The organism is Arthrobacter sp. R3-55, assembly GCF_054161505.1.
In genome coordinates this window covers 2,593,392-2,614,496 of sequence record NZ_CP096423.1, presented here as the reverse complement: position 1 = coordinate 2,614,496, position 21,105 = coordinate 2,593,392, and the positions used below count along the sequence as shown (strand labels likewise).

Below are 21,105 nucleotides of genomic sequence, written 5' to 3'. Positions count from 1 at the left end.
TCCTACTTAGCGGCTGTTGGTTGGTCTTTGTATGCTGCGTCCATCTTTTTGAGCACGCTTTCAGGGGTATCTTGGCCGCTGAACATGCCTTGGATGCCGGCGAACATTGCGGGCTGGACGGTGGTGCTCGGCCATAGTTGGTCCGGCCACGTGGAGTACTTCTCGGTGCTGGCGTACTCGTTGACCAAGGTGGCTACCTGGCTGTCCTGTTTAAGGTCCCCTGGCATGGCTGCGGTATCACCATAGGCGTTGGCGTATGCGATCTGTGTTTCGGGGGAAGCCAGCCATGCCATGAACTGCTTGGCTAGATCGGCATTTTTCGACTTGGAATTGACGGCAAAGGACGGGCCCGTCGTTGCCGAGAGAAAGTTCTCGTCCTTGTTGTCCGTGGCGGGGAAGGCGGCGTAAGACACTTGCAGGTCCTTGGGTCCTGTTTCCTTGATCGTGTTCGATTCAGCCGCGACGGTAACGGTTGCCAGGGTGTCACCCTTGCGGATGGCGTCCTGTACGGCGGAGTAGGGGGTGCCTGCCGGGGAGTCGTTGAAGCACTTGTTCTTCTCCATTTCGAGGTACTTATCCAAGGCAGTGCGCCATCCGGAATCGGAGAAGGACACAGAGCCTTCGGTCTGTTTCTTCACGAAGTCGCGGTCCTGCCCGTAGACCAGGGAAGCGGTTAGTGCGTACGGGATCAGCTGTGTGGTCCATGCGTCGGAGAGTCCAAGGCCGAAAGGTACCTTTCCTGCTGCGCGGGCGTCTGAGCAGAACTGAATAACTTCACTCCAGGTGCTGGGCTGCTTTAGGCCGAGCTTGTCCAGCTGGCCTTGGTTGTAAACTACGCCGATGGAAGAGAACGTCATGGGGACGGCTACGAGCTTGCCGTCGGAGGTCGACAATAGGGGCTTGGTGGACTCGGGTACCTCGGATGCCCAGGATTCTCCCGAGAGGTCAGCGAAGTAGCCGCGGCCACCGGCGATGACGGGGCTGACGTTGTTGCCGTTGCCCGGGAAGACCTGAAGGATGTCGGGGGCGGTGCCGCCGGTGAGCTGGGTTCCCGTCACCTGCAGGTAGTTCTCGGGGGAGTCTCGGATTTCTACGGTGACGTCGGGGTGTTCCTTCTCGAAGGCTGCGACGATGGCCTTCATGGGGGCGCCGCCGTTGGTGCCGACTGTCAGTACGTTCTTTGACCCGGAATTGGTGCTGGTTGAACAGCCAACGAGCCCGGCTCCAAGGACGGCGGCGCAAGCGCCCGCTGTCAGTACTTTAAGGAATGTCTTGGATGACATGGTGCCTACTTTCAATGGTGGGTGATGCGAGTTGGGAGAGCAGAGGTTTACTTAAGCCCGGACGCGAAGCCCTTCATGATGAAGCGCTGCATCAGGAAGTACGCGATCAGGATGGGGATGACGGAAATGATCAAGGTGGAGAAGACCAGGGGCCAGTTGGCGCCGTACTGGCTGACGAATGTGTAGACCGAGAGAGGGGCTGTTTGGGTTCCGCTGCCGCTGAGGTAAAGAAGCGGGGTGAAGAAGTCGTTCCAGATCGCCAGCGCGGTGAGGATGCTAACGGTGCCTGTCACCGGGCGCAGGAGCGGGAACACCACGGCCTTGAACATCCACAACGGGCGGGCACCATCTATAACGGCTGCCTCTTCGTAATCCTTGGGAAGGTCCCTGAGGAACACCGAATAAAGAAAGACCGCGAAGGGAACGAACCCGGCCACGTTGATCAGGATGACGGCAATCGGTGAGCCGACAAGACCCACCGACGCGAACGCCAGGTACAGGGGAACCAGAGCCAACTGTCCGGGGAAGATGAAACCGACCAACAGAAGGTAAAAAACGCCTTTCGACCACCGCTGGGTGCTCCGCGTGAGGGTGTACGCGGCAGTGGATGACACTGCGATGATGAGCACCACGGACACCGAGGTGATCATGAGGCTGTTCAGGATGCTGGGCCCCATCGCCGCCTGGGTCCAGGCGGTCCCGAAGTTTCCAAAGTTCAGCGGCCAGGTGAAGCCAAGGAACCCTGCATCTCCGCTGGTGTCTCTGAGTGCCACTGAAGCCAGGATGACGAACGGTATGAAGAACACCACCGCGGCCAGGATGAGGCTGATCTCGAGAGCCAGGCTACGCCAGGTGTAGCGGTTCATGCGAGGGCTCCCTTACGCTGGGTCAGCCGGAACTGGACGAAAGCAATGACGCCGACCAAGACGGTCAGGATCACGCCCTGGGCGAGGGCATTGGGATAGCGCAGGTAGGTAAACGCTGTCTTGTAAACGATGGTTGCCATCGTTTCGCTGGCCGACCCCGGTCCGCCTTCGGTCATGGAGAACACGGTGTCGAATTGTTTAAGGTTGCCGATGACGCTCAAGAGCATGTTCACCACGATGGATCCATTGATCAGCGGAATGACGATGCTGATTGTGCGGCGAATGGCACCGGCACCGTCGATCGCGGCGGCCTCAAGCGCTTCAGCCGGGACGGCCTGAAGGCCAGCCAGATAAATGACCATGGAATAGCCTGCGCCCTGCCAGATGATGGCGACGCAGATGGCGTAGATGACCAGATCCGGGTCGCCCAGCCAATCCTGCCGCAGGAATCCCAGGCCCATTCCTTCAAGGGCGGAGTTGAGTGAACCGCCGGGAGTGAGCAGGTACTTCCACAGGTAGCCGGCCACGATCGGGGTCAGCACGACAGGGAGGAAGAAGACCAGGCGGAGGATGTATTTGCTTTTGATTCGGGCGTTGAGCCCCAACGCCAGCAAAAGCCCGACGATGTTCTGGCCCAGGGTCACTACCAAGGTGAGAAGGAAGGTGTTGCCAATGGCGCGCATCGAGTTCGGATCAGCGAAGACGCTGCCGAAGTTAGCAACGCCGACCCAGTTCCAGGTTGTTCCGAATCCGTCCCAGTCGGTGAATGAGTACAACAGGCCTTGGATGTTGGGCAGGAACACCACTGCGACATACAGCAGCACTGCGGGCAAGACAAACCAGACCGGGGGCCGCAGTCCCATGGCCCTACGACGGCGGCGTGCTGCCTGAGCTGGCGCCCGGGTGGACGTTCCTGCGGTCTGGGGGGCGGTGACGGTCATGTGTTGACGTCTCCTCGGACGGCGGGCGAGGTAGTCACGGCGTCATCTCCTTCGATGCGGTATTGAACTAAAAACGTTCACAGCTTCTGGAACGATTCAAACTGTAGCCTTTGTCACTTATGCTGGTCAAGGCCCTATTTTCAGGCACCTTCCGACTGATAACGTTTTTAGGTAGGCTCTGACTTGAGTTCCCAATCCTCCAGATCCCCCACCACTGTGAAGGCCCCCCGTGACTGATCTTTCTTCTCCCCTCGTCCTGCGGCATCGCCCGTGGGAAACGCCGCTGACCCGCCCGGCAATGTCCAATTCCGAGGACCGTCACCAGCGTGTGGCGATCACGTCCCGATACGTCGAAAGAGACGGACGGCCCTACATCCCGGTCTCTGGAGAGTTCCATTTCAGCCGTGTGCCGCGCCGTGAATGGGAGCGCCGGCTCCGGTTGTTGGTCTCCGGAGGCGTGAACACGGTGGCCGCGTACGTGATCTGGATCCACCACCAGCCGACTCCGGAAGATCCTCGGTTCGACGAGAACCGTGACGTGGCCGCTTTCATCGAACTGTGCGGCTCGCTGGGCCTTGATGTCGTGCTTCGGATTGGGCCGTGGTGTCATGGGGAGGTCCGTAACGGAGGCTTCCCTGATTGGGTGCAGGAAGCGCCGGTGGCCCACCGTACCGACGACCCCGGATACCTTGCGTTGGTTCGGCCCTGGTTGGCCGCTCTCGGCTCGCAGCTGTCATCGCTGTGTGGTCCCGACAGTCCGATCACCGGCATCCAGATCGAAAACGAGCTGTACGATCAGGCGGGCCACATCGCCACGCTCAAACATCTGGCCCGGAATGCGGGGCTCACCGCCCCGCTTTGGATGGCCACCGCCTGGGGCGGCGCTGAGCTGCCCGGCGATGAAGTCCTGCCTATGTTCGGCGGCTACGCGGACGGCTTCTGGGTTGCCCCGGATGCCCCGTGGGACTACACGTTCCGGGAGCATTTCTTCTTCTCGCACGTCTGGGACGACCCTGGAATCGGCGCGGACGTCCGCAAAACCGTCGGAGTTGCTTTCGAACCGGATCCCCGTTCCCCGTCAGAGGCGTTCCCCCCGGTTACCTGCGAACTCGGCGGCGGGATGGCTACCGCCTATCACCGAAGGCCTTTGCTGACTGGGGACCAAATCGCTGCCGTGGCGAACAACAAACTGGGAAACGGATCAGCCTGGCAGGGCTACTACATGTACGCAGGAGGCCTTAACCCGGCCCCGGACATGCAGGAAAGCCACGCCACGGGGTACCCCAATGACATGCCCCAGTTCGATTACGACTTCCATGCACCGGTCGGCGCCAGCGGACGGACCGGTCAGGCGCACGCGCCGCTGCGGCTGCAGCACGCATTCTTGTCCGCTGTCGGGGATCGCCTTGCCCAGATGCCTTCCACGCTCCCGGAAGTCCTGCCCTCGGGGGTTGATGACGCCCGCACGCTGCGTTGGGCCGTTCGGAGCAACGGGACAGCCGGCTTCGTGTTTGTCACCATGTGCCAGCCCCACGAGCCCCTGGACGACATCGCCAACGTCCAGTTCCAGATCGAACTGCATGACCAGAACCTCGTGTTCCCCCAGGAACCTGTCACCATCCCGGCAGGAACAGTTGCCCGTTGGCCATTCGGATTCGCCACGGCCGGACCTGAACTCCGGTGGGCGACCGCATCCCTGGTTACCGTGCTGGAAGAACCAGGACAGATCCAAACCGTCGTCCTCGCCGCTGAGAAAAACGTCCCGGTCGAGCTGGCATTTGCCCCAGACACGGACATCACTTCCACGGACGAACTCTGTTTCCTCGAGCCGGGCATTGTTCGGCTGCATAACGGGCGGACAATCCTGACCGCGGGAGGAGTCCGATTCCTGGTACTTTCTTCCGACGATGCCGCCAAGACCTGGGTCCTCGACGTCAACGGTGCCCGACAGCTGCTGGTCAGCTCAGAGGAACTGACCATCGATGGATCGGATTTGATCGTTACGTCATACGGGGCCCGCAGCAGTGTCGAAGCCTTCGACCGCGCCGCTGGCCGGTTCGCCCCCCTATCTGTTCCGCAGGGCTTGCAGCCTGAACGAGCCGAAACACAGCTCATCCGCCCCGCAACGGCTCCACTTTCGGAGTACGGCGAACAAGACGGACGCCCCTCGGCACCCGGGTTCGCCGAAATCGATGAGCGGGCAGCACGGTTCTCCCTTCAGATTCCTGACTGGGCCTCAGATCCAGGCACGGACGCCGTGCTCGAAATCGAGTGGACAGGAGACGTGGCCGTGCTGAGCGTAGACGGGGTGAAGACTGCAGACCGCTTTGGTGATGGGTCGCTTTGGACAGTGAACCTGCGCGATATAGCCCCCACCGGTGGATCTTTGGAAATCCAGATCCTGCCGCTGGCCTTGGACACCCGAGTCTGGCTCCCGGCCGGTGCCCGCACCGAACTACCCGGCGCTGAGCCGGCTGTAAGCGTCAGCGCGCGCCGCCGGACAGAACACCGCTCGCCCCTGCCCACCGCGGCGCTGGCGGGCGCACGATGATTTCCGCCTACGGGCTCAGGGCAGACGGCCGCCATAACCCCTTGGGTGTCAGCACGGCAACGCCTTTCCTTTCCTGGCGGCTCCGCGGTGCGGCCAGCACAGTTGAAGCCATCAGTGTGCGGATTGACGCTACAGATGAGATTGTTCCCGAAGCGGGAACCCGGATCCTGAACCTTGTGCCTGGGACGACATCGGTGGAATGGCCTTTCGCGGCATTGTCTTCCCGGCAATCTGTGGCGTGGTCCGTGGGCGTGACCTCCGGTGGGCAAACCCGGTGGAGCGCGCCCGGGTGGATCGAAGCGCCATTATGGAGCGATGACGAATGGGAAGCCGCGGCCATCACTCATCCGGCGTGGACCCCCACGGCGGACCCCAAACTCCGCACGGGTTTTCCGGAGCTCGCCACCGACATCGAGGTTCGTCAGGGACTCCGGAAAGCACGCCTGTACATCACCGCCACCGGCGTTGTGGAACCGACCATCGACGGCATTCAGGCACTGCCGGCCGTCCTCGAACCCGGATATGCCCGACAGGATGGATCCACACCTGCCGTCGTCTGGGACGTCACAGAAGGCTTGGCCCCCGGCTACCACCGACTAGTCCTGAGCCTGGGCGGGGGAGCGGCCTACGTGCCCCGGATCGATGGCCGCTACACCAAGTACTCCGACGACGGTTCGTCCCTGCCCTCAGCCCGGGCGCGGCTGGAGCTGAGCTACGCCGATGGGAGCACAGACGTCGTTGCCACGGGCGAATCATGGCACTCACGTCAGGGACCCACCACCGTCGCCCACTGGTACGGCGGGGAAGACCACGACGGCACTGCAGCGGGAGCCTGGTACCCCGGCTCGGCCAGGGTCGCGGCAAGGCCGGTCTTCTGGCGCAGCGCACCCCCCGTGGTGCCCGGTAACCTGATCACACCGGTTGCAACAGATCGCGCCGCCGACGGCCGGCGCTTGCTGGACCTGGGTGTCAACGTCGTCGGACGTCCGGTCATCCGGACCAGCACAACAAACCCCGGAACCACGGTGAGGGTAGCGCCGTCGGAACTCCTGGACGACCAGGGCCGGATCGATCAGTCCACCACGGGCATGCCGATCTGGGATTCGGTCGTCATCCACGCCGACACAACTGAGTGGAGACCTTCCTTCGTCTACCACGGAGGCCGCTATTTGGAAGTCACCGGACTGGACAGCGCCGAACCCGCAGATGCCGTCCAATTCGAAACGATGCGAGCCAACAATAAAGCCGTGCAGGCCTTCACGATCGAAGATTCTTTCCTGCAACGGCTGCACGACATCATCGACAGCGCAGTCCGCGGCAACATGTTCAACGTCTTCACAGACTGCCCCCACCGGGAAAAGCTGGGGTGGTTGGAGCAACTGCACTTCTGTTTCGACAACCTCGCTCGCGGCTACGACGTCCAAGCGCACCTGAAGGACGCCGTCGGCCATATGGTCGCCGCCCAGACACCGGCGGGATTGATTCCCAACATCGCCCCTGAACAAGTCGTTTTTGACTTCTTTCCCTCCCGCGGCGACTACACGGCATTCCGGGACGACCCCAACTGGGGCCGCACCATCATCGAACTCCCCTGGAAGCTCTACAGCCACTACGGAGACCTCACTTCGGCACGCATCGCGGAACCGGCCATCGAACGCTACCTCGCCTACCTGCAGGACCGATCCACGGATGGACTGCTGGAGTACGGCCTCGGTGACTGGGTCGAGATCGACGAATCAACCCCCGTAGCGCTCGTCGCCACGTGGGGCTGGGCGCGAGCACTGGACACAGCGGCAAGACTTGCCACAGCTCTCGGCGATGTCCCCGCCGCCCACGCGCGGCAGCAACGGGCTGATGAGGTCTGGACCAGATGGCGGGAAGGGTTCTTCAACGAAGAATCCGGCCGGTGGGGAACAGGCAGCCAGGCTTGCCACGCTCTTGCCCTCGATTCACGCGCTTTGCAACCAGGCGAAGAAACCCACGTGTTCAGCCAACTGGTCGCCAGCATTGAGTCCGCCGGGCAATCCATCACCGTTGGCGAAATCGCCCTCCCGTCGCTGATCAGCGCGCTGTCCGACCGGGGCCACGATGCCCTGATCTACAATCTGATCCGGCGGGAAGACATAGCCGGCTACGGACACCAGATCGCCTCCGGTGCCACCTCGCTCACGGAATCATGGCAAGCCAACACCGCCACCGAGGGCGTCGCTTCCCAAAACCACTTCATGCTCAGCGCCATCGACGAATGGATCGTCGGTCGGGCCGGAGGACTGCGCAGGGACAGGAGCGATATCGGCTGGAGAAAAGTCGTCATCGACCCGGCACCTCTGTCGATACCGTCGGCATCTCTGCGCTTCGATTCACCTGCCGGACTTTTCGATATCCAATGGCACCGCAACGGGAGCACCGTCGAGCTGACCTACGACGCTCCACCTCACGTCGAAATAACCTTCGGCCGGGACGTCAATGCCGCCCGGCGGACGAGCGATGCCAGGAATCCGATCGAGCAGCCGGCATAGCAACCGGACCCATAGAAGCAATGGAGTCTCCGTCCCGACGGAATCGGAACTGGGATTCCTTTGCGTGATCGGATGCTCTAGCCGGCGTTGGCCGCCGAAGAGGACGTTCCGCTGTCATCCAGGACCACAGCCACTGCCGAGAAAGCAGGAACGGCAACATCATGCACTGTCACGTTCCCAGCCTTCACCGCAGCAGGGTTGGCATGCGTCGGCAGGTCACCGGTGTTCAACCCCGTATCGGCCGTGTAGACCCTTACGGTGACGTTCTTCGCGGTGTAACCGGTGGCCTCCAGTGTTGCATCAACTTCCTTGGGGGACGCCGTGTCATTGACCAGGATCACGCCCTTCTGGCCATGCACATTGGTGAAGGCAACGGCGTTGGTCAACCCACCGGCGGTGGTTGCCACGGTGGAAAATTCACCGTCACCGAGACCGGCGTCAACAGACATCAACCGGTAGGCGCGGGCTTGAGGCCAAAGGGCTGCTGAGTCGCCGTTCCAATCGTAGATCGCCTGATTGATGATGCAGCCAGGGCAATTCTCGACCGGATCCAGCTCGACGTTGCCCGGAACGGAGGACATGAAGCCCGCACCAGTGATGATCGGCTGGTTGGCGAGATTGATCAGAGTACTAGCAACAAAGGTTGTTGCCTGCCGTCCAACAACCTGCGGTGCCGTGGTGTCACCGAAGTAGTTATGGTTCCACTCGTTGAGATAAATGGGAATGCCGGCGTGACCGGTTGCCTCCAGAAGTGCCTTCAGCTCGGGGAGTTTGGCGTTGGCGACAACATCAGGGGAGTACACGTGGAAGGAGACGAACTGGATGTCGGTTGGCGACAGCCGGGGATCGCGCAGAATGGTCCCCATCGCTCCGAAGTCGCCGCCCTGCTTGTCGTCACCGTCGCCGCCGACGATGACACTCTGGTTCACCGAGCGGATCGCTTTGACCGTGTATAGGTATAGATCCGCGGCAGCGGACTGCTGGGAACGGTAGGGGCTTCCCGCGCGGGTAACCATCGGGGAAGTCATGGGCTCATTCAAGATGTCAATCTGGTCGATTTTGGCCGCATTGCGTTCAACTACCTTGCGGACTATGTCCTGCCAAATACTCCAATCTTTCGGGATCCCGCTGTTCGTTCCGCTAAACGTCAGCCAGGCGGGAGCCTGAAGGATGTTCATTTGGGTAGTGATTCCACGGGCCTTGGCCTGGTCCAGCCAGGAAAGAATGCTCCAGTCCCAATTGTCAGGGTTCTGCACTTCCCCAACGTTGCTCAGGTAGTCCTGAACGGTCATATTGGGGAATTTGTCGGTGAACAAACGGTCCATGTGAATGGTGCCTCGTTGAAGCTTCACACCCACCCGCTGGAACAGCGGGTACACCGCATCCTGATGCGCCCGGCTCGGCTCATTCGCCAATCCAAACAGTGACGGCTTCGCCGTCGGGTTAATGACCTGCGTGTAGTCGGCGTTTACCACGACGCTTTCGATGGCGGTAGCGCCGCTGTCTTCGGCAGGCGCTGGGACGGTGGACATCGCAGCTCCTGCCGCAGTGAGGACCGCGGCAACTGCGGCAGTCAGGGTTCCGGTTGATTTCACAGGAATTTTACTCCGATGTCGACGTTGAAAAAGAGACACATGTCTACTAAAAACGCTTGAGTTGAAGCTTCTCTGGATGTCAGCCACTTCACAGGGCATTGACAACGTTGGGCTGCAAGATGTCGGGTATAGGCTGAAAGCGGTTGCAGAATCGGGCCCGGTCTAGTGGTTGGTGTAGTGGGCTGATCGAAGGATGATGGATAAACGAGGGAGTTCCATGGAAGAGCGGGCGCTCACCAAGCCAAGGCCAAGAAGGCCTGGCCGGGCCGTGACGATCCAAGATGTCGCGCGGGTTGCCGGGGTCTCCAACGGCACTGTTTCGCGGGTAATCAACGGACATGACTGGGTAAGTGCCAAGACCCGCGCGGCCGTCCTGGAAGCTGTTGAATCCACTGGTTTCGTAGCAAGCGCCAGTGCAAGATCGCTCGTCAACAGCCGGACAGGACTCATTGCCTTCGTCCTGGGCGCCCCGCCGGTGCGCTTGTTCGAGGATCCGAACTACGCGGTCCTACTCCAAGTTGTTGGCGAGGAGCTGGCCAAACATGACTATGCTCCGATGCTCCTCACGGCCGCATCACCATCCGAGCGCGCCCGGGTGGCACGTTTCGTCAACGCAGGACACGTCGACGGCGTCATCCTCGTCTCTGTAGGAGAAGGGGAAAATGATGAGCTGACCGCGCTGCTGACGAATCACCGCATGCCGGCAATTGCCTGTGGGCATCCATTCTCCGGCGAGGACCCTCTGCCGTTCGTCGCCGCGGACGATGCTCCGGGAGCGCGGCAACTAGCACGCCACTTTGTCGCCCGGGGTTATCGCCAGACCGCCGTAATCGCCAGCCATCTCGAAACCAGCGGCACACAGTCGCGCGTCGCTGCCTTTACAGATGCGGCGCCCGGCCTCGTTCAGAAGGACCGGATCATTGATGCTGGCGAGTACTCACGCGCTGCCGGAAGAGCGGCAATGCAAAGGCTACTCACTAAACACCCCGGCATCGACTCAGTATTTGCAGCCTCTGACCTCCTCGCAGCGGGCGCTCTGGACGTCCTGCACGAGTCACGCATCCCCGTTCCAGGTCAGATCGCACTGGCCGGATTCGATGACTCAACCATTGCAGAGCAAACCAGCCCGCAACTGACAACTGTTCGACAATCACTCGCCGATGTCGCACGTCAGATGGTCGTTCAGTTGAAGATAGGCCTCGATGGAGGCGCCATGGCCTCCGTCACGGTGCCTACCTCCCTAGTAATCCGAGAATCTGCCTGAAAACTTGGACAAAACAAGCCTGCCCACGCAGTACGCATCGCCGCACTCTCGACGTTTGGGATCTTTGCTTCCCGGTAGGCTTGGTTTGTATGTCACACGGCACGGAATACTCCTCGTCAGAGTGTTTTTGCTCCAATGTTCGCGCATTGGCCGCTGCAGCCCAACGGATCGTAATTTAGGCATCATGTCTCAACTTCGCCGGCTGCTCGCGCGGCTCTTGTACCGGACCAGAAGCTAGCCCGACGAAGTCTCTGCGGATCGAGGGTGGCTATAGCGACTACCCAGCGGTGGACGGTCTATTTGCCACCGTCGGAGTACCAAGCGTCATGGTGTCCAGCACTACCCGGGCAGCTAGTTGACCGCCCCCAATGAACCCTCCATCCGATCGCTGCGTTGACAGTTTGACCGATAGGCCGCGACTTATGATCGGCAGTGAGTGTTCATAAATCGCCGCCCGCACTCCAGAGAGTACCTCGTCACCCAGGTACGCCATATCGCCGCCCAGGATGACGGTTCTCGGATTGTAGAAGTTGGCAGCGGAGGCAATGAGTTCGCCTGCCAGTGACGCATACTCGCGAACCCGGTCCAAGGTGGCCGGGTCACCCTGCCGAAGCCTGAGTCTCAGTGCCGCCATTCCGGATTCCTGATCCTTCTCATCCAGGAGGCCTAAATCCGCAAGCACTGAGCGTCGGGTAACTTTTTCCCCGAGGCATCCTCTGCGGCCGCAGGCACACAGTTTCACGGACCTGTTTCCAATTCTCTGATGCCCGATATCTCCCGCAACGCCGTCTGCACCCCGGTAGAGCTCACCATCGGCGCCTATGATTCCGGCTCCTATCCCTGTGGAGAGGTGAACGTAAATCATGGGACCAGCCCCCGGAGCATTCGTCGATTCGCAGATGGCACGTAGGTTGGCATCATTCTCCATGGTCACGGGAACATCAGTGTGGAGCACAATCTCATCCCGCAACTTCACGCCATCCCACCAGTAACCGGACCGCGACACGGACTCGGCAACATCGCGGAGCGCATCTACCGGAGAAGGAACACCAAGGACCAGCCAACGAAGGCCGTCATTTTGTCCAACGCTACTGAGCACTTCCTTTATGGAGGAAACAACGTGGCCAGTGGCATCCTGCACGGAGGCCATCGGCCGTGTGGGTACGGACTTTCGCGCCAGTATGGTTGAGCCCAAGTCCAATACGGCAATGTGCGCAGAGGTTGAGTCAAGCTCAACGACGGCCACCACGCCGGCCTTTTCGCCCAGTTTCAGACGCCGTGAGGGACGCCCACTGCCCCTGTTCAATTCGGCACTCTCAACGAGCCAACCTTGGGTGATCATCCGGTCTACGTATATGCCCACCGTCGATCTCGCCAAGCCCGTGATGCGAGCAATACCTGCGCGGCTGGTTGCTTGTCCCATCACTACCGGTACAAGAATCAAACCATTACTTCCTTCATGCCCAAGAATCTGCAAGTTTCATCCTTTGTTCGATATCAAATTTATCCCGGCATCTGGTGAACAATCTTAGTTTCTTTCAATATTGAAAAGAAGCCAGTAAAAAACCCGCAGAGATACGAGCGGGCCGGATGGAACAAGGAAAATGATGAACATCAATAGGAACCGCATTGCCCTTAACCCTCTCCAGTACATGGCCACGGACGATGGCTGGATCGACCCCAGCATCGCCCCACCGTTGGAGCAGCAATTGGACTACATCGCCTCTCAAGGCTTCGAGTTTGTCCACTGCGCCGTGCCGGCGGGAATGTCCCCTGACACGTATCGCAAGAAACTTGAGAGCGCTGGGCTTGCTGCGGGACCGGGATACGTTGGACTTAGGTGGTCCGACGACCCCGAACTTCGCACGGAACACTTGCGGCGTAGTAAGGCCACAGCGGAGGCAAACGCTGCCGCAGGCAGCGAGCTGTCATTTCTCGCGCTGGGTATGGCCTTGGGCAGCGCACGCGTAGATCAGCATTCGGCTGTTGGGCATCAGTATTCGGATGACAGGATGAACATTATTATCGACTACGTGGGAACCGCAGCTGAGGTTGTGACCGCAGCCGGGGTGGTTCCAGCCCTCCATCCCCACGTGGGGACCTGGATAGAAACAGAATCAGAGACGCGCTCCGTGCTCGATGCCATACCGTCCAGCCTGTTGAAGTTCGGTCCGGACACTGGCCATTTGGCGTGGGCAGGGGCTGATGTCACGTCAATCCTGGCTGATTATGCTGATCGGGTGGAAGGTGTCCATATTAAGGACCTCTTTATGGACGCGGCCAGGGACGCCAGGTCTGAAAAGCTTGATTACAAGAGCGCAGTCCAGAGAGTCCTATGGACGGAACCGGGCACCGGCGACACGGACTTCAACGAGATTTTCGGCGCCCTGCTTCCTGGATATTCGGGCTGGACTGTGATCGAGGTGGACAAGGGGAACCGTCCCACGGCTGAAGAAAGCATCAAAGTTTGCGGTGACTGGTTCAAATCACTGTCATGAGCCTTCCAAGACAACGCCGTGACCATTACGCGTGAGGGAGACCGAAGTGAACAATGAGCAATTAATTGCGTTGAGGCGAGAACTTCACAGGCACCCCGAACCAGCGTTCGCGGAAGTGGGCACTGCTGCCAGGGTAGAGGCGTCTCTTGCTGGGCTGCCCGTAAACATCACCTCAGGCGCCGCCGCCAGCAACCTCAGCCAGGTAGTTAACTTCCCTACGGCGGACACGATGGCCGCGTGGACGGACCTCGCCGTCGAGTCGGGAATTGCGCCCGATAGGGCCGTCTACTTTCGCGATAACGGCACCGCCCTGGTCGTTGATCTTGCAGGTGATAGGGCCGGTCCACGCTGGGGCTTGAGGGTTGATATGGACGCTCTGCCCATGTTCGAGTCGGTTGCTGAGGGGCACTTTCCTGCTGACCAGGGTTTCGCTTCAAAAGTCGGTGCCATGCATGCTTGCGGTCACGACGTGCATACGAGTATTGGGGTTGGGCTGTTGCATCGGCTTTCCGACCAAGGTTTCCCGGGATCGCTCCGTGTACTTTTTCAACCCGCCGAAGAGGGCGTCCGCGGCGCTCAAACGATGATTGATGCAGGGGTTGTGGACGGAATTGACCACATGCTCGCGATTCACGTCGCAGGCGGAATGCCCTTCGGAGATGTTGTTGGAAGCTTCACGGGCGGGATGGCAACACGGAAGCTTCTGGTTAATTTCTCGGGCCGCGCCTCTCATGCAGCTGGAATGCCGGAAGCGGGAAGGAATGCACTGATTGCCGCCTCCACAGCAGCAATCGGGATAATGGGTATTCCCCGGTTCAGCACGGCGGATACCAGAGTCAATGTTGGCACCCTGAATGCAGGCGAGGGTGTAAACATCGTTCCGGCTTCGGCAACCATGACCTGTGAGGCACGGGCAACCGACGACGACGTCGTTGAGGAGGTTACTTCAAGGATCCGGGAGATTGTCGCGGGAGCAAGCCTTGCCCAGGGGGTGGAGCACGAGGTTTCCGTCATGGGACAATCGGCCACAATCCGCCCGGATGAGCAGATGATCGACCTCGTCGTCGACGCTTTCGCAAAGCATCCTCAGGTCCAAACAATCCACAGGACGCAAACACTGGCTGGCAGCGATGACGCTAATCTCATGATCCGACGAGTTCAACAGCAAAACGGCATCGGGGCGTACCTCATGGTGGGCGCGGCCAGCTCTGGTCCTCATCACAGCGCCACTTTTGACGCGGATGAGAGAACCATTCCTTTGGCCGTGGACGTCCTGGAGGCACTCCTGCGAGGGTGACCCTCAGCGCGTGATACTGTCCCACAAAACTTGGGGGTTCAACACTAAGTGCACGGGCCGGAAGCTGGTAGCCTCCGGCCCGTCTTTCTTACAGCTGCTTGGCTAGTGCTTAGTGGCCTTGGAACGCCTCCGCCAGCCACCACGATCCGCCGTCGGAGGCGATTTTCGCGTCGATCACCAGAGGCCGGTCCTGGGTTCCGGCTTCGTAGGCCGCGATCCACGGACGCACAGCTTCCAGGTCCGCCACGGTCCGTACCGTCACACCTTCAGCCCCGAATCCGCGCGCAATTGCAGCTATGTCCGTCTCCGGGAACACCACGCTGGCGAGCTCTGCTTCGGAGTGTTCCGAAGCGAAGTGATGCACCTCGGCACCGTAAGCTGCGTCGTTGTAGACGATGCACACCAGGGGCAGCTTCAGCCGGGCGGCTGTTTCGAGTTCGCTGATGCCCATGAGGAAGCCTCCGTCTCCGGCACCCAGCACGGGCAGGCGGTGTGGTTGGGCCAGGGCCGCCCCGACGGCCGTGTAGAGGCCCAGCCCGATTGCCTGGAACGCTTGGGTGAAGCAAAAACCGAATTCATCCGGCACGGCGAGGTATTGGCTGGGGTAGCCCATGAAGTTGCCCGAATCCACGGCCACGATCCGTTCCGCAGGGAGCAGGGTATCGAGTTCACGGGTGAGGACGCGGGGATCGATAGCCATGGAGGTGGACAGATCAGGGGTTTCTACATCCCGCCACCTTGAGCCCTGCTTGATGGCCAGGGCGTTGGCTTCAGTGCGGTACTTTTCAGCCGGCTCGGACTGCCCGGAGCGCAGGGCCGTCAACGCATCCGCGGCAGTGAGCGCTGAGTCCCCCAGCAGGCCGAGGGTGATGGGCCGGTTGGCGCCGAGCGCGGAATCTTCGACGTCGATCTGCACTACTTTGGTGCCGGCGGAGATCAGCCGTCCGTGCCGCATGGTCCACATGTTCAGCGCGCATCCCCACCCCACAATCAGGTCCGCGCCGCTGATCAGCTCGGCCGTCAGCGGTGAGGAGAAACCGCCGGAAATTCCAAGGTTGTGGGAGTCACCGTTGAACAGACCGCTCGCCACAGCGGACGTTGCCACCAGCGCGCCCGCGTGCCGGGCCAGCTCCAGGATCTCTTCCCGTGCGCCCCTGCCGCCGCGTCCGGCGACGAACACGGGCCGTTCCGCGGCAGAAATCAGCGACACCAGCTGCTCAACGGCGCCAGTATCCGGGCGAACCTTTAAAGGCTCAGGCACGACGGCGGCACTCACCTCATCTGCCGAACTGGCACCTTGGACATCCAGCGGCAGGCTCAGGACCACCGTGCGGCGCTCGTTCACAGCCGTCCGGAAGGCCCTGACAGTGTCCGCAACAGCGCTTGCGGGGGAGTGGATGCGCTCGGCCACAGCTCCTACGCTGCGGGCTAAGCCGTCCTGGTCGATCTTGAAGTTGGACCTGATCGCGGCGGCCTGGGTGTCAGCGGTCAGCACGATCATGGGCGTGCGGCTTTTGGCTGCTTCGCCGATCCCAGTGATGGCGTTGCTCAGCCCGCACCCCTGATGGGTGGAGACCACACCCACCTTGCCGGACATCCGAGAGTACGCGTCCGCCATGGTCGCGGCGCCGCCCTCGTGCCGGGCCGCGGTGAAAGGAATTCCTTCGGCCATGAGGGTGCCCGTGACATCAAAATTACCGGAGCCCACCACACCGAAAACGTGTCCGACGCCGAGCTTCGCCAGCGTCCTACCCACCAGCGTGGAAACCCGTACCTGCTCGCTCATGCCTTTTCCACCGCATCTTTTTCAATCAGTGCGTACACGCGGCTGGGACTTCCCGTGCCGCCCACGATCGGCAGCGGCGCCACCACCAGCGTGGCGCCCGTGACGGGGAGCCGGTCCACGTTCCGCAGCGAGGTCACACCATACTTGTCCGCGCCCAGGAGGAACGAGTGCACGGGAAACATCGGATCCAACGAACCGGCCTGGCCGGCGTCGATCCCCACGGTCTCCACACCGAAACCGCTGATCGAGGCGTTGCCCGCAAGCCACTTGGCACCCGCGGCTGAGACCCCGGGAGTGTGGGGACCGGCGTCGTCCGCGTTGACGAAAGCCGCAGCGTCAGCGCCGCGGGCCGCCCAACCGGTGCGGAAAATGACCCAGCAATTCTCAGGGAACAACCCATGCTCAGACTGCCACTGCTCAAAGTGTTCCGGTTCAAGGAGGAAGTCAGGGTCCGCGGAAACCTCGGCGGTCTTGTCGATCACCGCTACCGGTCCCACCAGGCGGTGCGGCTCGATCTGGTCCACGGACTTGCCGTCCTTGCCCGTGATCCAGTGCACCGGAGCATCCAGGTGCGTCCCGGCGTGTTCGCCCACGGTGACGTCGTTCCACGCCCAAGCCGGTCCGGCGTCGTCGAAATTGCTCACCGGGGAGACGGAAAGCCCCACCGTATTCGCGAACGGCTGCGGCAGGTTCAGGATGGGGGTCTCGGAACTCAGGGGCGTGGTGAGATCGATGATTTCCACCGAACCACTCGAAAGGGCTGCAGTGAGCCCGGCCAGAACAGACATTGTTCTCCTATCGCTTGCTGCGTAAGTTGGTGTGAAGAGGACTTCACGAAAATGGGGTGATGACTTCAGGCGGTGGTGTCAAAGACGGCGTCGAATACGTGGCCTTCATCCAAACTGTCCGGGTCCGGGAGCTGAGCGGCCAGATTCCACTCACGGGAGGGCCAAGCACTGTCGGTTGGTACGGTGATCCAGTTCAAACGGCCACCCGCTTCGTGCTCGGGGCAGACACCCTCGTTTCCGGGACAGCCCGCTGTCACCGCTTTGACCCCACGTCCCAGGAGGCCGGCGATGACAAAATGGCCCAGCATTGAGCAGCCATCGGTGACCAGGATCCGCATGCCACTTGGGTCGCCAAGGAAATCGTCCTCTTGCGGTCTGGAATGTGACGTGCTCGAGGCCAAGATTTGGTTTGCGGGCCGAGCAACCACCACCCCACGTCCGGCCGGATCCAATCGCAAATCCATGAGCACGGGCTCGCCTGGTAAACATCCCTTCAACAGGTGGGCCAGGATGGATGGTCCTTCCTGGGACGCCACTGTTCCGACGGTCCATGGCAGTCTTTCCTGAAAGTAGGGTTCGTTACTTGCATGAATTGTGGTTTTCGCTGACAGGACCCCTCTCCGATCAGCGTCTTCCCAGACCAATTCAATCCCCAGGCAATTGTGGCAGGCGTCCCGTGGCGGGTATTGCACCTTGCTGCAATCCTGGCATCGCTGCAGGATGAATCGCCCGGTTGCGGCGCCCCGGACCAAGCCCGCCGCCGCCACGCTTCGGGCGTGTGCCGGGTGCGTCCCGTTGAAGGTAGTCATGAGTTGCTCCTGGAGAGGACAGCAGCTGCGGAACACAGGCCGCGGTCGTAATTGATCATCCCGAAACCAGAAACCACGCCGATTCCGTTTCTGGCCGGGAGTTGTTTAGGTGCAGTGTCAGCGAGTTGTCGGATTGCTTCCACCACTCCCAGATGGCCTCCGGCAGCTCCGGCCTGTCCGGTGGAGAGCTGGCCGCCGGAAGTGTTGTGCGGGAAGGTGCCGTCAACGCCGAATTCATGCGCCCGGACAAAGTCCGGTCCTTCGCCCTTGGCGCAGAAGCCGAGATCCTCAAATTGGAGCATCGAAATGACGGGGTAGTCATCATAGGTTTGGACGAAGTCCGTGTCCTCCGGGCGGATGCCGGCAGTGGTCCACAGTTCACCGGCGTCTACTGACCAGCCACCGCGGTGTTGGACCACGTCACCGGAGTATGCGTTGTGGCGTTCGATGGTGCCCCTGATGCGAGCGAAGGGGATTCCCAGGTCCTGGGCCATGTCATCGCGCATAATGAGGAACGCTTCCGCGCCCGCACAGGGCAGCACACAGTCGAAAAGCCGAAGAGGATCCGCTATGGGCCGGGCGTCGAGGTAGTTGCGCATTGTTAACGGCTTCTTCAGCAGGGCCCACGGCGTGGCGGAAGCATTCTCCCTCTGTGAGACAGCCAGCTTCCCAAAATCCTCGGCCGTCGCACCATAGGAACGCATGTAGTAGTCCGTGAGCAGGGCGAAGTTTGCATTCGGGCCAGCGCCCCCGTAGGGATAGGAAGCATCTTGTGCGAACCTACTGAAGTTGGACACCAGGCTCCGGAATGAACCAGGACGATTCGTATCGGCGGCAATGCAGGCAATAACGTTCGCATCACCTGCCTGTACAGCCCTTGCGCCTCTTCGCAGTGCCACCACACCCGAGGCTCCCCCCAAAGCGATTCCGTCCAGCCAGCGCGGGGAAAGGCCCAAGTGCTGCGTGATGCTAACGGGGTTGTCGGGGGCAAGGGTGAAGCTTGACAGGGCAAGCCCGTCAATCTGCTGCTTCGCTAGTCCGGAGCCGTCCAACAGCATCTTGAGTGCTCTGGCGATCCACCATTGTGCGGAGTTATTCGAAAATCTCTCGTACGGCACCGTGACCGGCACGGCGACGGCGACGCCGTCGTACTTCATTCGCGGGGAAGACATGCTGCAACTTTCTTCGATGGGGAATTGGTTCCCGACTTTTGGTCGTCAACGTTTGACGATGTATCCGTTCTGTTCCCTGTCCCAGGTGGTCGGGGTAATCCCAGATTCGCGCAGCTGGAATTTCTTGATCTTGCCGTTCTCGGTAACAGGCAGTGCCTCGACAAAGTCGACATAGCGCGGAACGGAGAAGTAGGAGATCAACTGCTGGCAGTGGTCCAACAATTCCTCGGCAGACAGGCGCGCGTTGTCACGAAGAATCACCGCGCACATGACGTCGTCTTCTGCGAGCTCGGACTGGACAGGGAATACTGCGGCCGTCTTCACTGATGGGTGGAGGGCTATGGCCTGCTCAACTTCGTACGAGGAGATATTCTCACCTCGTCGGCGGATGACGTCCTTGATCCGGTCGACGAAGCGGAAGTATCCGTCCTCGTCGCAGACGACGCGGTCGCCAGTGTGCAGCCAGAGGTTGCGCCACGCTTCCACCGTTTTGTCCGGCATCCCGAAGTAGCCGGTGGCGAAGGCGAAAGGGTCCTCTGCCCGAAGAATCAGTTCACCGGGCACGCCCGGTTGAAGCTCGTTGTCCAGTTCGTCGACGACTTTTGCGTAGAAACCCGGCCGGACTTTGCCCATGGTTCCCAATCTCCTTTGGCTGGGCGGTGAGCCAATGACGAAGTTGGTCTCGGTGGATGCGAAACCGTCGATGAGCTCCACCCCGAATCTGCTGTCAAAGGCGATGGAAGCTGCTGCTGGTACTCCCGGTGCGAGAACTGTGCGCAGATGGTGGTTGCTGTCCCGGTCCGTGCCAGGTGTGGATAGCAAAATCGGAACCATCGCACCTAGCAAATACGTCACGGTGGCCTTGCTGGCCTGCAAGGATTCGAGGAATCCGGACGCTGAGAAGCGTTTCTTGATAATGAGCTTGGATCCAGTGATCAGCGCTTGGAAGAAGGCGCTAAGTGCGTTTACATGAAAGAGTGGAAGGGTTGTCAGTAAAACGTCCCCTTGCTGCAGTTCCAGGACCTTGGCACTGTTCGTTGCCCACCAAAAGTACTGTGCATGGGGGCAGAGAACGCCCTTGGACAGGCCCGTTGTCCCGGAGGTGTAGAGGATGGCCAACGGTTCATTTGGGTGAATTTCGGACGGCCCTGAAACTGATTCGTGCGAAATCGCCCACCGTGCTGTCGGAAGCGAAGTGCCGTGCGTTGGATGGTCCCCGTCGCTTGGAATAGTGAGGATGCGCTCAAGCGCGGTGGCAGTGACGGAGACCGATGTCAGACGGGCAAGGAACTCGGTCTCGCTGATGAGGAGGCGGGCTTCGGAGTTTTCTAGAATGTGTTGAAGCTGTGCCCCCTTGGAGGCTGTGTTCAACGGAACGGTGATGGCGCCGAGCCAGGATGCTCCGAGGAAGACTTCGAGGAATTCCGGACGATTTCCGCATATAAGAACAATACGGTCACCCTTTTTAACGCCAGCGTGTTCGAGTGCTGCGGCCCCGCGCCGGGCCAACGATACTGCTTGGTTGAAGGAGATCTCTCCGGAGTCGAAGGAGCACAGCGCTCGGTCGCCGTAGAGGGCTGCTTGCGCCAGAAGCATGGCGGGCACCGTACGTTCTTCGGGGGGAAATTTCTCAGTGAGACCAATCCACGGTTCAGCGTCCGGTTCGTGGAGCTCTGACGTCAGAGTCCGCCGTGTTTGATGGTCTTGGATCTGTGGTTCTGGAGGGGTCATTGCTT

Annotated in this window: 15 protein-coding genes and 1 pseudogene; 6 read left to right on the top strand and 10 right to left on the bottom strand. The window is 60.7% G+C overall.

All coding sequences use genetic code 11. From position 1 onward, the window contains the following. Positions 1 to 2: 2 nt before the first annotated feature. The 3 genes from M1D51_RS12075 to M1D51_RS12065 are packed head-to-tail and all read right to left on the bottom strand — an operon-like array spanning position 3 to position 3,090. On the bottom strand, positions 3 to 1,283 hold the full coding sequence (locus M1D51_RS12075; protein ID WP_458106655.1) for an ABC transporter substrate-binding protein: 1,281 nt from the start codon (positions 1,281 to 1,283) through the stop codon (positions 3 to 5). 47 nt (positions 1,284 to 1,330) lie between these two features. Continuing rightward, positions 1,331 to 2,149 carry a carbohydrate ABC transporter permease gene (locus M1D51_RS12070; protein ID WP_458106654.1) on the bottom strand — a complete coding sequence of 273 codons (819 nt, stop codon included), beginning with the start codon at positions 2,147 to 2,149 and terminating at the stop codon, positions 1,331 to 1,333. Then, positions 2,146 to 3,090: a carbohydrate ABC transporter permease gene (locus M1D51_RS12065; RefSeq protein ID WP_458106653.1), complete on the bottom strand. Its 945-nt coding sequence runs from the start codon at positions 3,088 to 3,090 to the stop codon at positions 2,146 to 2,148. Before M1D51_RS12065 ends, M1D51_RS12070 begins: the two co-directional genes overlap by 4 nt. A gap of 229 nt (positions 3,091 to 3,319) precedes the next feature. Between M1D51_RS12065 and M1D51_RS12060 the strand changes: the two genes are divergently transcribed. Further along, the gene (locus M1D51_RS12060; protein WP_458106652.1) at positions 3,320 to 5,641 is read left to right on the top strand and encodes a beta-galactosidase; all 2,322 of its coding nucleotides are present in this window, start codon (positions 3,320 to 3,322) and stop codon (positions 5,639 to 5,641) included. Further along, on the top strand, positions 5,638 to 8,160 hold the full coding sequence (locus M1D51_RS12055; RefSeq protein ID WP_458106651.1) for a family 78 glycoside hydrolase catalytic domain: 2,523 nt from the start codon (positions 5,638 to 5,640) through the stop codon (positions 8,158 to 8,160). Before M1D51_RS12060 ends, M1D51_RS12055 begins: the two co-directional genes overlap by 4 nt. 77 nt (positions 8,161 to 8,237) lie before the next feature. Here the strand turns inward: M1D51_RS12055 and M1D51_RS12050 are convergent, their stop codons facing one another. Further along, on the bottom strand, positions 8,238 to 9,755 hold the full coding sequence (locus M1D51_RS12050; protein WP_458106650.1) for a cellulase family glycosylhydrolase: 1,518 nt from the start codon (positions 9,753 to 9,755) through the stop codon (positions 8,238 to 8,240). A gap of 268 nt (positions 9,756 to 10,023) precedes the next feature. Here M1D51_RS12050 and M1D51_RS12045 point away from each other — a divergent pair, with 268 nt between their 5' ends. Then, complete coding sequence (locus M1D51_RS12045) at positions 10,024 to 11,019, top strand: LacI family DNA-binding transcriptional regulator (protein WP_458106649.1); 996 nt, start codon at positions 10,024 to 10,026, stop codon at positions 11,017 to 11,019. 277 nt (positions 11,020 to 11,296) lie between these two features. On the opposite strand, the gene M1D51_RS12040 is transcribed toward M1D51_RS12045, so the two are convergent. Next, complete coding sequence (locus M1D51_RS12040) at positions 11,297 to 12,463, bottom strand: ROK family protein (protein WP_458106648.1); 1,167 nt, start codon at positions 12,461 to 12,463, stop codon at positions 11,297 to 11,299. 160 nt (positions 12,464 to 12,623) lie between these two features. Here M1D51_RS12040 and M1D51_RS12035 point away from each other — a divergent pair, with 160 nt between their 5' ends. Together M1D51_RS12035 and M1D51_RS12030 are read left to right on the top strand one after the other, a co-directional pair. Continuing rightward, positions 12,624 to 13,517, top strand: a complete 894-nt coding sequence (locus M1D51_RS12035) for a sugar phosphate isomerase/epimerase family protein (protein WP_458106647.1) — start codon at positions 12,624 to 12,626, stop codon at positions 13,515 to 13,517. 46 nt (positions 13,518 to 13,563) lie between these two features. Continuing rightward, on the top strand, positions 13,564 to 14,814 hold the full coding sequence (locus M1D51_RS12030; RefSeq protein WP_458106646.1) for an amidohydrolase: 1,251 nt from the start codon (positions 13,564 to 13,566) through the stop codon (positions 14,812 to 14,814). Positions 14,815 to 14,923: 109 nt separating this feature from the next. Here the strand turns inward: M1D51_RS12030 and M1D51_RS12025 are convergent, their stop codons facing one another. Beyond that, entirely contained in the window at positions 14,924 to 16,600 is a 1,677-nt protein-coding gene (locus M1D51_RS12025; RefSeq protein ID WP_458106645.1) for a thiamine pyrophosphate-binding protein, read from the bottom strand. Further along, positions 16,597 to 17,388, bottom strand: a complete 792-nt coding sequence (locus M1D51_RS12020) for a cyclase family protein (RefSeq protein WP_458106644.1) — start codon at positions 17,386 to 17,388, stop codon at positions 16,597 to 16,599. The genes M1D51_RS12025 and M1D51_RS12020 overlap by 4 nt, the downstream gene beginning before the upstream one ends. Before the next feature lie 59 nt (positions 17,389 to 17,447). On the opposite strand from M1D51_RS12020, the gene M1D51_RS12015 reads away from it, so the two are divergent. Further along, positions 17,448 to 17,699: a hypothetical protein gene (locus M1D51_RS12015; RefSeq protein ID WP_458109641.1), complete on the top strand. Its 252-nt coding sequence runs from the start codon at positions 17,448 to 17,450 to the stop codon at positions 17,697 to 17,699. A gap of 222 nt (positions 17,700 to 17,921) precedes the next feature. Here the strand turns inward: M1D51_RS12015 and M1D51_RS12010 are convergent. The 3 genes and pseudogenes from M1D51_RS12010 to M1D51_RS12000 form a co-directional block, all read right to left on the bottom strand. Beyond that, positions 17,922 to 18,197: pseudogene (locus M1D51_RS12010) on the bottom strand (Zn-ribbon domain-containing OB-fold protein); the annotation flags it as partial. Beyond that, positions 18,194 to 19,369, bottom strand: a complete 1,176-nt coding sequence (locus M1D51_RS12005) for a thiolase family protein (protein ID WP_458106643.1) — start codon at positions 19,367 to 19,369, stop codon at positions 18,194 to 18,196. The gene M1D51_RS12005 and the pseudogene M1D51_RS12010, both read right to left, overlap by 4 nt. Before the next feature lie 45 nt (positions 19,370 to 19,414). Beyond that, the gene (locus M1D51_RS12000) at positions 19,415 to 20,965 is read right to left on the bottom strand and encodes an ATP-dependent acyl-CoA ligase (RefSeq protein WP_458106642.1); all 1,551 of its coding nucleotides are present in this window, start codon (positions 20,963 to 20,965) and stop codon (positions 19,415 to 19,417) included. Between the last annotated feature and the right edge of the window lie 140 nt (positions 20,966 to 21,105).

What these genes read in the sequence shown, in the direction of transcription:
- M1D51_RS12000 (WP_458106642.1), bottom strand. Translation starts at nt 20,965, where the DNA reads ATGCTTCTGGCGCAAGCAGCCCTCTACGGCGACCGAGCGCTGTGCTCC.
- M1D51_RS12055 (WP_458106651.1), top strand. Translation starts at nt 5,638, where the DNA reads ATGATTTCCGCCTACGGGCTCAGGGCAGACGGCCGCCATAACCCCTTG.
- M1D51_RS12025 (WP_458106645.1), bottom strand. Translation starts at nt 16,600, where the DNA reads ATGAGCGAGCAGGTACGGGTTTCCACGCTGGTGGGTAGGACGCTGGCG.
- M1D51_RS12035 (WP_458106647.1), top strand. Translation starts at nt 12,624, where the DNA reads ATGATGAACATCAATAGGAACCGCATTGCCCTTAACCCTCTCCAGTAC.
- M1D51_RS12015 (WP_458109641.1), top strand. Translation starts at nt 17,448, where the DNA reads ATGACTTCAGGCGGTGGTGTCAAAGACGGCGTCGAATACGTGGCCTTC.
- M1D51_RS12075 (WP_458106655.1), bottom strand. Translation starts at nt 1,283, where the DNA reads ATGTCATCCAAGACATTCCTTAAAGTACTGACAGCGGGCGCTTGCGCC.
- M1D51_RS12020 (WP_458106644.1), bottom strand. Translation starts at nt 17,388, where the DNA reads ATGTCTGTTCTGGCCGGGCTCACTGCAGCCCTTTCGAGTGGTTCGGTG.
- M1D51_RS12065 (WP_458106653.1), bottom strand. Translation starts at nt 3,090, where the DNA reads ATGACCGTCACCGCCCCCCAGACCGCAGGAACGTCCACCCGGGCGCCA.
- M1D51_RS12070 (WP_458106654.1), bottom strand. Translation starts at nt 2,149, where the DNA reads ATGAACCGCTACACCTGGCGTAGCCTGGCTCTCGAGATCAGCCTCATC.
- M1D51_RS12005 (WP_458106643.1), bottom strand. Translation starts at nt 19,369, where the DNA reads ATGTCTTCCCCGCGAATGAAGTACGACGGCGTCGCCGTCGCCGTGCCG.